General features: G+C 35.6%; 16 protein-coding genes. 6 read left to right on the forward strand and 10 right to left on the reverse strand.

Features of this window, described 5'->3' with window-relative positions:
- The first annotated feature begins 209 nt into the window (after nucleotides 1–209).
- From deoD to BMX40_RS10950, 3 genes are all read left to right on the forward strand, one after another.
- Nucleotides 210–917 (forward strand): purine-nucleoside phosphorylase, encoded by a 708-nt coding sequence (gene deoD / locus BMX40_RS10940; protein ID WP_090869795.1) that lies wholly within the window; start codon nucleotides 210–212, stop codon nucleotides 915–917.
- Between the two features lie 128 nt (nucleotides 918–1,045).
- Nucleotides 1,046–1,636, forward strand: coding sequence for a biotin transporter BioY (locus BMX40_RS10945; protein ID WP_090869797.1), 591 nt, complete (start codon nucleotides 1,046–1,048; stop codon nucleotides 1,634–1,636).
- A 114-nt stretch (nucleotides 1,637–1,750) separates the two neighbouring features.
- Nucleotides 1,751–2,227, forward strand: a complete 477-nt coding sequence (locus BMX40_RS10950) for a divergent PAP2 family protein (RefSeq protein ID WP_090869799.1) — start codon at nucleotides 1,751–1,753, stop codon at nucleotides 2,225–2,227.
- A gap of 126 nt (nucleotides 2,228–2,353) precedes the next feature.
- Here BMX40_RS10950 and BMX40_RS10955 read toward each other — a convergent pair whose 3' ends face one another.
- From BMX40_RS10955 to BMX40_RS10965, 3 genes are all read right to left on the reverse strand, one after another.
- Complete coding sequence (locus tag BMX40_RS10955; protein ID WP_425287854.1) at nucleotides 2,354–3,058, reverse strand: 3D domain-containing protein; 705 nt, start codon at nucleotides 3,056–3,058, stop codon at nucleotides 2,354–2,356.
- A gap of 140 nt (nucleotides 3,059–3,198) precedes the next feature.
- Nucleotides 3,199–3,510, reverse strand: a complete 312-nt coding sequence (locus tag BMX40_RS10960; RefSeq protein WP_090869801.1) for a YuiB family protein — start codon at nucleotides 3,508–3,510, stop codon at nucleotides 3,199–3,201.
- Between the two features lie 137 nt (nucleotides 3,511–3,647).
- A complete protein-coding gene (locus BMX40_RS10965) occupies nucleotides 3,648–4,862 on the reverse strand; it encodes an NAD(P)/FAD-dependent oxidoreductase (RefSeq protein ID WP_090869803.1) in 1,215 nt (404 codons plus the stop codon).
- 305 nt (nucleotides 4,863–5,167) lie between these two features.
- Between BMX40_RS10965 and BMX40_RS10970 the strand changes: the two genes are divergently transcribed.
- The gene (locus BMX40_RS10970) at nucleotides 5,168–6,151 is read left to right on the forward strand and encodes an NAD(P)/FAD-dependent oxidoreductase (protein WP_090869805.1); all 984 of its coding nucleotides are present in this window, start codon (nucleotides 5,168–5,170) and stop codon (nucleotides 6,149–6,151) included.
- A 135-nt stretch (nucleotides 6,152–6,286) separates the two neighbouring features.
- On the opposite strand, the gene BMX40_RS10975 is transcribed toward BMX40_RS10970, so the two are convergent.
- The 3 genes from BMX40_RS10975 to BMX40_RS10985 form a co-directional block, all read right to left on the reverse strand.
- Nucleotides 6,287–6,643, reverse strand: coding sequence for a HesB/IscA family protein (locus BMX40_RS10975; RefSeq protein ID WP_090869807.1), 357 nt, complete (start codon nucleotides 6,641–6,643; stop codon nucleotides 6,287–6,289).
- Between the two features lie 80 nt (nucleotides 6,644–6,723).
- Nucleotides 6,724–7,581, reverse strand: a complete 858-nt coding sequence (gene dapF / locus BMX40_RS10980; protein WP_090869809.1) for a diaminopimelate epimerase — start codon at nucleotides 7,579–7,581, stop codon at nucleotides 6,724–6,726.
- Between the two features lie 16 nt (nucleotides 7,582–7,597).
- Nucleotides 7,598–7,930 carry a YuzD family protein gene (locus BMX40_RS10985; protein ID WP_090869810.1) on the reverse strand — a complete coding sequence of 111 codons (333 nt, stop codon included), beginning with the start codon at nucleotides 7,928–7,930 and terminating at the stop codon, nucleotides 7,598–7,600.
- A 191-nt stretch (nucleotides 7,931–8,121) separates the two neighbouring features.
- Here BMX40_RS10985 and BMX40_RS10990 point away from each other — a divergent pair, with 191 nt between their 5' ends.
- A complete protein-coding gene (locus BMX40_RS10990; RefSeq protein WP_072891216.1) occupies nucleotides 8,122–8,346 on the forward strand; it encodes a NifU family protein in 225 nt (74 codons plus the stop codon).
- Nucleotides 8,347–8,411: 65 nt separating this feature from the next.
- Here BMX40_RS10990 and BMX40_RS10995 read toward each other — a convergent pair whose 3' ends face one another.
- Together BMX40_RS10995 and BMX40_RS11000 are read right to left on the reverse strand one after the other, a co-directional pair.
- Nucleotides 8,412–9,374 carry a 2-hydroxyacid dehydrogenase gene (locus tag BMX40_RS10995; RefSeq protein WP_090869812.1) on the reverse strand — a complete coding sequence of 321 codons (963 nt, stop codon included), beginning with the start codon at nucleotides 9,372–9,374 and terminating at the stop codon, nucleotides 8,412–8,414.
- 17 nt (nucleotides 9,375–9,391) lie between these two features.
- The gene (locus BMX40_RS11000; RefSeq protein WP_090869814.1) at nucleotides 9,392–10,369 is read right to left on the reverse strand and encodes a protein kinase family protein; all 978 of its coding nucleotides are present in this window, start codon (nucleotides 10,367–10,369) and stop codon (nucleotides 9,392–9,394) included.
- Nucleotides 10,370–10,454: 85 nt separating this feature from the next.
- Here BMX40_RS11000 and BMX40_RS11005 point away from each other — a divergent pair, with 85 nt between their 5' ends.
- Nucleotides 10,455–10,964, forward strand: a complete 510-nt coding sequence (locus BMX40_RS11005) for a phosphatidylglycerophosphatase A family protein (RefSeq protein ID WP_090869816.1) — start codon at nucleotides 10,455–10,457, stop codon at nucleotides 10,962–10,964.
- 41 nt (nucleotides 10,965–11,005) lie between these two features.
- Here BMX40_RS11005 and BMX40_RS11010 read toward each other — a convergent pair whose 3' ends face one another.
- Nucleotides 11,006–11,773 carry a TIGR01457 family HAD-type hydrolase gene (locus tag BMX40_RS11010; protein ID WP_090869818.1) on the reverse strand — a complete coding sequence of 256 codons (768 nt, stop codon included), beginning with the start codon at nucleotides 11,771–11,773 and terminating at the stop codon, nucleotides 11,006–11,008.
- Between the two features lie 615 nt (nucleotides 11,774–12,388).
- Nucleotides 12,389–13,027, reverse strand: coding sequence for a helix-turn-helix transcriptional regulator (locus tag BMX40_RS11015; protein ID WP_170840759.1), 639 nt, complete (start codon nucleotides 13,025–13,027; stop codon nucleotides 12,389–12,391).
- Nucleotides 13,028–13,029 lie beyond the last annotated feature (2 nt).

The following is a 13,029-nucleotide window of genomic DNA, read 5'->3' on the forward strand; positions in this document are numbered from 1 at the left end:
TTCCAATCCTAATGTTTACTTGTACAAAACTTATTATGTACCATTTTTCGCAATTACCCTCAAATATCCATTCGTGAATAACTGAACTAACTCTATTATATACAATTTTTTTATACAAGGGAACCATTTTGATCTTTTTTGGTATCGTTTGTCTTTAAAATTACATTATGCTAATGTATTTTTGAAAGATAAATTAGGAGGAATAGAATATGAGTGTACATATAGGAGCAAAACAAGGTGAAATAGCCGATAAAATTCTATTACCAGGTGACCCCTTAAGAGCTAAGTTTATTGCCGATACATTTTTAGAAGATGTTACACAGTACAACCAAGTACGTGGAATGTATGGATATACAGGAACCTATAAAGGAGAGCGTGTTTCTGTACAAGGTACTGGAATGGGTGTGCCGTCAATTTCTATTTATGTAAATGAATTAATACAGAGCTACGACGTGAAGAAGCTAATCCGTGTTGGGACATGTGGTGCTATCCAAAAAGACGTTAAGGTCCGAGATGTTATATTAGCCCAAGGATCAACTACCGACTCTCAAGTAAACCGTATGGTCTTTAATGGTATTGACTACGCTCCATTAGCAGATTTTGAACTGTTAAAAAATGCTTATGATGTAGGTATTGAAAAAGGCATGAACCTTCGTGTTGGTAATGTATTCACGAGTGATACGTTCTACCGTGATAATGCAAAAGAGGTTAATGAATTATTAGCAAAATATAAAGTTCTTGCAGTTGAAATGGAAACGACGGCTTTATATACCTTGGCAGCAAAATTTGATCGCCAAGCATTATCCATCCTTACCGTCTCAGACCATATTTTAACTGGTGAAGAAACGTCAGCTGACGAACGCCAAACAACGTTTAATGAGATGATGGAAATCGCCTTAGACGCGGCAATTAAGTAAGAAAGAGAAACAGTTTTTCATTTTTGAAAAGCTGTTTTTTGTTAACTTATTGTCAACCAAAAATATTGAAGGTTGACAATAAGGTGATGCAGAGATATGATCAATAATAAGGGAAGGAGAGAGTTGAAATGAAACAATTACGAGCTATTGATTTAACGTATGGGGCAGTGTTTGTATGTCTAATGGCGATTGGAGCAAATATTACAGTCTGGTTTCCAATGCTAGCCATACCAATTGGTGGAGCATCCGTTCCATTATCTCTACAAACATTTTTCGCCATCCTAGCTGGATTAATGTTGGGGAAAAAACTAGGGAGTATCTCTATGATAACCTATATGCTAGTAGGGATGGCTGGAGTTCCAATCTTTGCAGGACTATCTGCAGGACCTATGGCAATCATTAGCCCTACAGGTGGATTTATTATTTCCTTTATCTTTGTCGCTTTTTTCGTCGGCTGGATTGCAGAAAAAGGAAATAAAAACTCTATTGTACTTTATACTTTTGCGGCGATTATAGGGCTTGTTTTTAACTATGGAATTGGTGTTACATACATGTACATTGCCATGAACACGTGGTTAGAACTAGAGATTTCCTATCTAGTGGCTTGGTCTGGTATGATTCCATTTTTAATTAAAGACGGTGCTTTAGCCTGTTTGGCAGCAATATTCATCATTAACCTTGCGAAGCGCGTAACTTTCAAGTGGCAAGCTACTTCTTAAGCTACACAATTATATTTCGGATTCGTATGCTTTTCTCTTTTCAGTATGATAAAATGACATCAATCATAACGAATTGATATAACAAATCATGAAAAGAAGGGAAGCATAAACAACATGGAATTATTTTTAAATTTCCCTTTATGGGCTGCTTTTTCGGGAATAATATTAGCTCAAGCAATTAAAGTGCCAATTACATTGATTGCTACAAAAGAATTCAAACCAAGCTTAGCATTTAGCACTGGAGGCATGCCTAGCAGTCATTCAGCTGCAGTAACAGCACTATCTACGGCTATTGGGATTACGGAAGGTGTCGCATCATCCATGTTTGCAATTTCGTGTATCTTTAGTGTAATTATTATGTTTGACGCATCCGGTGTACGGCGTCATGCAGGGGAACAAGCTGTTGTACTGAATAAACTACACAAAGACTTCCTGTATTTCGTAGAGGAAGCAAAAGATTGGAATAAAAAAGAAGAATACGAAAAACGCGAGGAATTAAAAGAACTATTAGGCCATCAACCAATCGAAGTATTCTTTGGGGGAATCTTTGGAATCATTATTGCTTTCTTACTTTATCCTTTATTTTCTTAGACCAACCAATTGGTCTAACAAAACGCATAATCTAATAAAACCGCATGAAATCCTATTTAGAGAAATTTGATTTCATGCGGTTCATTATTGTCAATTCAAACTAAAAGCTTATGTTCTTATATTACTTTAACTCTTGTTAATTTGTTCTCGAAATACTTGTAATGCTTCATTTTCATTTAACTCTGCTAACGTTTCTTCTGAAAGGGTTCCATCACCCATTTCAATAATATAGACGTCTACTTCTTTTTTACCCCATTCTGAATAAACATCTTCAACCGTCTCGTAATACAAGTCGATCTTATTCCCATTAATGGCTCCACCCTTGTCCGCTACAACGCCATAACCATAACCGGGAATAAACATAACAGTCCCTATAGGATATATGGACAAATCTGCAGCAATAGTAGAGTATAAGTCACGCTTTACCTTAACTCCTGAATAAGTAATTCCATAATGTGGGTGATCTGGCGTTTTTCCCGTAGACTCGACCCCAGCTGTGTAACCGGTAGCAACTACCGTAGCACTTGGGTATTGTTCATAGTCCACGGCCTCCTCAAGTGTCTGTGGCCCTTCAATTTCCTCACTAGATATATAAGTCTCTTGCTGTTTCAACTGATTTAATGATTTTTCCTGCAAGCCTACCTTTCTACCTTCAACAAATTGGTAATCTATGGTAGCGGATGCAGGTTGGGATACACCATACGTATTTGCTTCAAGCATGACTTGTACATCTGCAAAGCTAACATTTGATATACTAGATAGAGTAGTCAAAAATGCTGCAATAAACAGTATGCTCATACTTGTTCTTCGAATAATTTTACTGATTTTCAATAAAAACACCTCTCTGGATGTCATCATCTCCAATCTAGTTAAAATTTATTCATTATCAATTAAAAATAATGTATTTCAATAAAAGCTTCAGAGCATTAATAAAAGTTTATCTCTGCTTGCTAGGCCATCCAATCAGAGAACTAAAACATTTGATATCCATTTTTACGAAGATATTTAATAACAAAGCCAGATACAATCGTACCAATAAAACCAGCCGCTAAGATAACAATGTCAATCGCTGTTAAATTTACTACTCTTGTAAAAAGGGTCTGAAAGGCTTCACCAGTCTGAGTGAAATAATCGATTGTTGAAATATTATCCACAATAATTATAATGATAAATGGATAAATGAAAGTCATTACCCAAGTCCTTCGTAACAACATATTTAATATAAAAGCTAGACCAAAAAAGATCACAAAAAATAACAATATAGAAACGATAAGTTGTATCAACGTATATTCCCCTTTATTAGACGTAATTATTCATACAAAATCCATTCTATAAATAAATCATGAAAAAAGCAAAGACAATAAAGTTGCCTTTGCTTTTCTAACAATCCCATTTAAAGAAATGTTCATGAAGTTGTCAATTAATAGAAAAAGTTAAATTTCCCTTTTTTCAGCATTAGTCCGACTCCACCTAATTTTAGAAGATAACGATTATCACTCATTTTCTTCATAAAGGTAGCTTTCCAACCGAAAATTTTACGATCGTTCATAATCACACCTACAGCATCATTATGTCCTAGTGAAGCTAATGTACCAAGTGAATTGAACTCAAAGCTTTCTAAGTCAGTATGACCTTGTACTAATGCTTTTACATTATGTGCAACAGTAGCTGATTGTTGAATTGCAATTTGTGCAGTTGGTGGGAATGGACGTTCACCGTTCCAAATCAATGCGCAATCCCCGATAACAAAGACATCATCATACTCAGGTGCACGCATATCTTTACGTACTTCAACTTTACCTCGGTTATTTTCAAAGCCTGATTTTTCTACAATAGAGTTAGCACGAACACCAGCAGCCCATACAGTAGTCAAAGTAGGAATTTCAACCTGCTTTCCATCTTTCTCATATACAATGCTCTCAGGTTTCGCTTCTTTTAATAATGCACCCGTAATAAACTCTACACCACGTGCTTCCAAAGAATTCATTGCATACTCAACGAGTTCCGGATCAAAACCAGGTAATACAGTAGGTGCTCCTTCTACATTAATGATACGCACTTGTGCCTTATCAATATCATACTCCTCACATAACTCAGGAATACGATTTGCTAATTCACCAACAAATTCGATACCGGTAAATCCACCGCCACCTACTACGATATTCAATCGTGCAGGATTTTTCTCTTCTTCATTATGATACATTGCAAAATTATGTTCCAAATGCTCTCTTATTAGACGTGAACTATTAATATCATTGATCATAAATGCATTTTCTTCTAGTCCTGGTATTCCAAATGTTGCTGGTTCAAACCCTAGTCCTACAACTAAAATATCATAGTCTAGCTCACTGTTTTCTAGTTTAACCTTCTTCTCATCTGGTTTTATTTCAACCACTGTATCTTGTACAAAGTTCACTTTACTCATATTAACGACATCTTTAAGCGGAATACGTGTTTGATCATGATGTATTGTCCCGGCAGCTGTCTCATGCAACCAAGTTGTTTGATAATGATAGTCATTCTTGTTTACTAACGTAATATTAGCTTCGTTTACCCCAAGTGACTTCTGTAGTTTAACAGTAGTCATAAGTCCACCATAACCTGCACCTAAAATTACTACGTTTGGATTCTTCACTCTCAATCACTTCCAATTATAATATTTATAAATCTATAATGACATATTACGGATTATCTATATGTGACATATTTCACGTACGAAAATATAAATAGATTAATATCTTGTTATGTACTTGTCACAAAATCGTAATATTATATCCACTGATAATATTAGCTCTTTTAACTATATTTTTCAACCCATTACCGTTTATTTTTATTTTTCAGATTACATTTCTATCTCAATACAACATGGAAGAAATATCATTCAATATATGATACGATGTTAGGGATACAAGTTGATATAGAGAAGTGGAGGTAATAATCGTGTCAGACAAAGTATATGATGTTACGATTATCGGCGCAGGTCCTGTCGGATTATTCACAGCATTTTATGGTGGAATGCGTCAAGCAAGCGTTAAAATAATTGAAAGCTTACCACATACTGGAGGGCAATTGAGCGCGCTTTATCCAGAGAAATATATATATGATATTGCAGGTTTTCCAAAAGTACGTGCACAGGAATTAGTCGAAAACTTAGAAGAACAAGCAAATTTATTTAATCCAACGATCGTATTGGATCAGGCTGTTGAAACGGTAGAACGACTTGAGGATAATTCCTTCAAGATTACATCTAATAAAGAAGTTCATTATACCAAAACCATTATCATCACAGCCGGAAATGGTGCATTTCAACCACGCCGCCTAAACGTAGGAAATTCTGAACAGTACGAAGGAATTAACTTACATTATTACGTAAAGGACATGAATCAATATAAAGGGAAAAAAGTAGTCCTCTTAGGTGGCGGAGACTCTGCAGTTGACTGGGCGCTCATGCTAGAACCAATTGCTGAGAAGGTTACCCTAGTACATCGAAGAGATAAATTCCGGGCACATGAACACAGTGTAGAACAGTTAAAAAAATCAAATGTAGAGGTATTAACTCCGTATGTACCAACTGATATTATTGCGAATGACCAAATAGAAAAAATTGTCTTGGAAGAAGTGAAAGGCGATAAAACGCTCGAGTTAGATATCGATACGATTATCTGTAACTATGGTTTTGTTTCTACATTAGGCCCTATCAAGGATTGGGGATTAGAAATCGAGAAAAACAGTATTGTTGTTAATTCCAAAATGGAAACAAATATTCCAGGAATTTATGCTGCTGGAGATATTTGTACATATGATGGAAAAGTAAAATTAATAGCAACTGGTTTCGGTGAAGGCCCAACAGCTATCAATAACGCAAAAAACTATATTGACCCGAAAGCACGAATACAACCTAAGCATTCCACAAGCATGTTTTAAAAATAAAGATTTAAGCTTGATTTCGTCTATCGCGAAGCCAAGCTTTATTTTTGTGCTGAACGCATTTGATCCCAGCGTAATGAGGATTTTAGTACAAAAAAAGCTAGAACACTTCTATGTATTCTAGCTTTACCATTAACACTTTTCTGGTGTTCCTTCATAATCTTTGGCTTTGAATGAAGATCCACATCCACAAGACACAATGGCATTTGGATTATCAATACTAAATCCGCCACCCATCATATTTTGTTTAAAATCAATGGTCGTCCCCTCAATAATAGGAATATCTTGTTTGAAAATAACGACAGGAATGTCATTAATCTCATCAACCATATCTAGTTCATCATTTATATCATAGTCAAAACCTAATGAGTAAGACAATCCACTACATCCGCCACCTTTTATTCCAAAACGTAGACGAACATTATCCGTTTCCTCTTTCATCATGTCCTGAATCTGATGACGAGCATTATCTGTGATTGTAATCGGCATCTTATTACCTCCCTTTAAAAATCACATGTCGATACAATTACTAGTATACAAACTGAAGAGATGCGTTTCAACTATATCGTTTATATATGAAACTGATAAACACCAGTTGCGATAATATCTGCCCCACCTGTCATCCACACCTGATCATTCTCATCCCACTTTATTTGTAGGTCACCACCCAGCAAATGGACCGTAATTGTTTCATTCTTCCGAGCATTATTATTTAATATAGACGCTACAGCTGCTGCACATGCTCCCGTTCCACAAGCCTGGGTCACACCTGAACCACGTTCCCAAACACGAAAGTTCAATTCGTTTTCAGAAAGTACTTCAATGAACTCTACATTTACACCTTCAGGGAACCTTTCATCTTTTTCAATGATCGGGCCAAGATCATATAAAGGTGCCTGTTCAATATCATCTACGAAATAAACAGCATGGGGATTCCCCATCGATACAGCTGTAACATGTAAATCTCTATCACCAATAGCAAACCTTTCATTTATAACGTGTTTATCATCATCACCAAGCATTGGAATTGCCGATCGATTTAATATAGGAGAACCCATATTAACCGTAATATCATTCACTTTCCCTTCCTCTACTAAAATCTCTGCTTCCACAATCCCTGCTTTTGTTTCTATTTTGAAATTAGGACGATCCACAATTCCATACTCATATGCATATTTTGCTGTACAACGTAGACCATTCCCACAACTCATACCTTCTGAACCATCTTTGTTAAAAATACGCATTCCAACCTCAGCAACTTCACTCGGGTGAATCAAGATCAATCCGTCAGAACCAATTCCCGTATTTACATTCGAAACCTCTTGAGCCAATGTAGCCAACTGGTCTTCTTCTATTTCAAATTGAAACAAATCAAGGTAAATGTAGCTATTTCCTAAACCATGCATTTTAATATAAGGTATTTCCATCCTTCGCATCCTCCAATTATTCAGACCGTAATTCAATATTATGATTATCTAATGCTTGATAGATCGTTTTTAATCGCGGAATACCTTCTGCAACCATCTCATTATCTACAAACACGATTGGATAAAACAAGTCTTCCTCAATAATCTTCTCCACAAACTGTTTATGCTTTTCTATTTCAGGAGGTTCATCTATATCTACATATTCGTAAGTGATGGAGTCATCAACATACTTTCTACCAATTGCTGCCTGTAACCATTCGTACGTGTCCTTAGAGCCTGGAGCGCCAACACAACTAGCACAAATTTGTTCCGCCCCATATACAGTAATTAAAACATTACCCTTCCCCATGTGAAAACCTCCATTATATTCAAACTTAATCGATAAGATACTTTTATTTTACAAAATCTTTGTATAAAGATAAAATATTTAGTGAAACTTTCGTTACATGTCAACATTTAGTCATAAATAGAGTGTATTAAAAGATAGATTTTTTTTATGAAACGCTTTATAATAAGAATTAGGAAAGGAGAAGATGGATAATGCAAGAACAGGTTCAGGAAGTATTAAATAAGCTACGCCCATTTTTACTGCGCGATGGTGGAGATGTGGAGTTAGTAGATGTTGATGAAAATGGCATTGTACTTCTTCGTCTCATGGGAGCATGTGGTAATTGCCCAAGTTCTACAATCACGCTAAAAGCTGGGATTGAACGTGCATTACGTACAGAAGTTCCAGGTGTAAAAGAAATCGAACAAGTATTTTAATTTTAATTTTAATTACTACCATAAACTTAGAAGCAGACATTCATGATGTCTGCTTTTTTATATGATCAAACTGGTGTTTTCGGTCCTTTTCCGAAAAAATACCCTTCTAAATTTTCTATACATAATTGTAGCATTCGTGTTCTTGTTTCCACACTTGCTGAACCAATATGTGGCAAACAAACAACATTATCTAGCTTAACAAGCGAATGATCACGTCGAATTGGCTCCGTAGAAAAAACATCTAGTCCTGCTGCTTTAATCTCTTTAGTATGTAAAGCATGCAGTAATGCGTCTTCATCTACCACTTTTCCTCGGGATGCATTAATAAATATTGCGGATGACTTCATTTTCGCAAAAGCTTCTTTGTTAAATAACTGATCTGTTTCTAGCGTATGTGGAACTAATGACACAACAAAGTCTGCATTCCTTAGCAAACTTTCGAAATCAGTATATTCCGCCTGCAGTTCTACTTCTGCATTTCTGTTCCGATTACGATTGTGATAAAGAATAGACATATCAAAACCTTTGGCACGTTTCGCAACTGCATGACCAATTCTTCCCATTCCAACTATTCCAATTGTTTTTCGATGAATGTCAGAACCTGCAAGTAAATAAGGAGACCAATTTGTCCATTGATCGTTACGAATGTAATCACTCGCTTCGACTAATCTTCTAGCTGTTGCCATTAATAATGCAAATGTTAGATCAGCAGTTGTTTCTGTTAAAACATCTGGAGTATTTGTTACAACAATCCCTTTTTCACGAGCTGCTAAAACATCAATATTGTCATAACCAACTGCCATATTTGAAATGATTTTAAGTCGCTTTGCTTGATCTAGGATTTCCTTGTCAATTTGTTCGGAAATTAAACAGAGAATTCCATCTGCGTTTCTCACTTCTTGTAATAAAACATTTCTTGGAACAGGTTGATCCTCATATTCCCACATACGAACGTCAAAATTGCTTGTGATCTTTTTTACTATCTGATCTGGCACTTTCCGAGTGATATATAAGATTGGTTTCGTCATTCTTACACCTTCCTTACCTATTTTAACCAGTGTAACACAGGAATCTCCAAAGATTGATAGTCGACCTGGAGCATTTCAAAAATGGACGCTAGTTTTTGTTCATACTTCTCCTGTCGATGAATCATCTCCTTTAATTCCTCTTCCTGTTGAGCAAAGTCTCTACTTGAAAATCCCTTTTCTAAACAATCGAATAGATGAACTGGAAAAAGCAAACGAGCATAGACTAATCTCCAGCTAAAAATCGAAACTGGACGAACAGATTGATAATCATGTACAAAATTCGCTATTTCTTTATGATCATCTTCTTCATTCCATAACAATTGATTTCTTATAAACTCTGATATATCGCGTGCTGGATGATCGTATACTAAATCATACATCCATATAATTGGGTCATGGAGATTATTCCGATACCGTTGAAATGAAAATGTACCTTGATCATGTAAATGATACCTTGTTTCTGATTCTGTTTCTTGCATATACTGAATAGCATTTTCACTAATACCGATAATATATGGGAGGATATCCATTACTAAACGGTAATACGAACTTGAGTAACTTTTTGATTCTTCATTGACTTTATTTTCAAATGCCATTAGTTTATTGATCCATAAATCTTTCCATTGACCATAGCTAGAGATTTCCTGTGGTTCGTACTGATAATTTGAACTAAGCTGATGAAATTCTGCTAGTTTTTTTCCGTAAGATGTGCTTATCTGTCCTTGTAACTGTTGGATTCGAAGTACCATATAATTTGTATTATCAATCGGACGAAACCATTCACCGTTTATCGTCGGAACGGGAAGTGCCACATGGTTGTAACCATTTTCAACTAAATAATATGTCAGTGCTGCCTGCTCCATATATAATGTTTCCTTGTTCGTTGCTGGAATGATAAAATAAAGATATTGATCGTCTCTATAGCCCTCAATACCCTTGTAATGAATACTATCTCGAACATGGATCGCGTAGTCTGATCTTAGAATATCCTTCATAAAAGTTCTCCTCCTTAGTAAGATGTGTATGTTTAAAATAGCTAGATTTTAACCGACAAATAAAATTTAAGGATAGGTGATTTCGATGGATAACGTAACGAAACAGAGTGAATTAGAAAGAAATGCTAGAAAATGGTTAAATGAAAGAGGCGTAACAATAGAAGATATCGCAGAATTGGTTTATTACCTACAATCCAAATACCATCAAGATTTAAAAATGGAGGATTGCTACCACAATGTTGATCAAGTATTACGTAAACGCGAAGTACAAAATGCGATTTTAACTGGAATTCAATTAGATCGACTTGCAGAAGAGAAGAAATTAGATGAACCGTTACAAAAAACGATTGAAGTAGATGAAAGCCTTTATGGTGTCGATGAGGTCATTGCTTTTTCCATTGTGAATGTATATGGATCCATTGGCTTTACTAACTATGGCTATATCGACAAGCAAAAGCCAGGTATTCTTAAAAAATTAAATGATAAATCCTCAGGTGAATGTCATACCTTTTTAGACGATATTGTAGGAGCTATTGCCGCTGCTGCATCTAGTAGGTTAGCTCATGCAACCGCTGACGATGAAATAGATGATTAAAATGAAAAACAGTTCACTGATCGTAGTGAACTGTTTTTTTATTAGAGAATGGTAAATTCCGTTAACTTTTGCACATCATAAGTTGGTTTTACTTCAAGGTTTGGTAAATCTTCATATGGTGTTAAACCAGTAAATACCATTAATGTATCAATTCCTGCGTTAATACCTGCCTGAATATCCGTATGATAATTATCACCAACAACTAACGTTTCTTTAATATCGGTTCCTAAAACATTTAGTGCTTCCTCCACTATGATGGATTCAGGTTTACCAACAAAAATAGGTTTCTTCCCAGTACTTACTGTAATGACAGAAGTTAAAGCACCGTTTCCAGGTAGTAAGCCTCTTTCAGTAGGTATTGCTATGTCACTATTTGTAGATACAAATTGAGCTCCCTCCCGGATTGCAATACAAGCTTGAGCCAATTTTTCATACGTTATCTCTCGGTCCATTCCAGTGACAACGAAATCACAATGTTGATCGGTTATCTGTAATCCCTCTCTTTTCAAAGCATCATGAAGACCTACTTCTCCAATCACATAACAGCTTGCATCTTGTTTTTGTTGCTTTAGGTACTTGGCTGTTGCCATGCTTGACGTAAACACATGTTCCGGTGTTGAATGGATTCCCATTTGATTTAATTTATCCGAAACCGCTTCGGGTGTTTTGGAAGAATTATTTGTTAAAAATAAATAAGGAATATTCTTCTCCCGTAGTCTATTTACGAAATCTGGTGCTTCTTTAATTACTTCATTGCCACGATACATGGTTCCATCTAAATCAATTAAATATCCTTTATATGGCTTCATTTGGTAATACCTCTTCCTTTATATATTAGAACAATTGCTTATACCATTATAACTTTATAATGTAATTAAAAGCATGAATCTTATTACAGTAAGTGTTGTATAGTAGATGGATTATGCGACGCAACTAAAAAATTGGCATTCAAAATATTAAGTTGATAGGAAAATTAAACTTCATTGAGAGAGTGCAAGATCCATCCATCATTGCGGCCAAATAGTAGAAGAACACTCCTCAGCGAAAACGAGGTGGATCCTCATTCCGCTAAATGGCCGATATCATTCATTTTGAGCATGGTTATGGTTCCTCATTCCTTTATTCACCAATATTTAGTGAAATTTACACTGATTTATGGCTAATAGAGGAATGAGGATCCTCATACACCTAGTTTGGTCGGTATTTTTGTCATTTAACGGAACCACGATCCTCATCAATGACGAAGTGGATCCTCATTCCTTTATAGACTCAGGCAATCCCTGAAAGCGGAGTATTCTGTCGTAGCTTTTTTTCATACCGCTAATAAGTGAAAAATTAGTAATGACCAACATAAAGTTACGTCGCATTATATACATACTGCGCAATATTAAAATAGGAACAAAAAATAAAGATGAGCAGGGTGCTCATCCCTTTGTAGGTCTTTTAATTGTCCACTTGCAAAAATTATCCCCATCAGTAATACAAGAATGCGGAATTACCTCACTCTTTTCAAATATCTCGTCAAACACGATTCTTTCATTGTCACATACCTTTTTATAACAAGAAGCTAGATTTGCTATTGGGCAATTATAATTTTTCATCTCATAATGACCATCTGCTGTTTTCTTTATTTCTACCATATACCCTTTCTCATCTTGAATTCTTGCTACCTCGGCAACACGTTCATCGAAGTTATCGGACTTCATTTCCATCTCAAAGTAGGCTTTTTCTCTTTCCATTCGTCTTTGTAAAACACTTTCCACGGCTTTTTGCCCTTGAACATCCTCCAGATCTTTCAGGAGTTCAACTGGTAGCTTCTCATATTGATTTGGAAATGTACGATGTCCCTCTTTTGTCAGTACATACGTGTAATATGGCCTTCCAATCTTTTGTTTATTTGTATTCTTTTTAATTAAACCTTGGTTCTCTAGTTCATGGATATGTCGCCGTACTGCTACTTCAGAAATCGTAAAATATTTCATGATTCCATCAATCGTTAATTCATGATCCTTTTTTAAAACATTTAACAACTTCTGTCTCGTTGTCGCCCTCTTCACATTCATCA

This window comes from Oceanobacillus limi (assembly GCF_900111445.1).
Classification (GTDB): Bacteria; Bacillota; Bacilli; order Bacillales; family Amphibacillaceae; genus Ornithinibacillus; species Ornithinibacillus limi.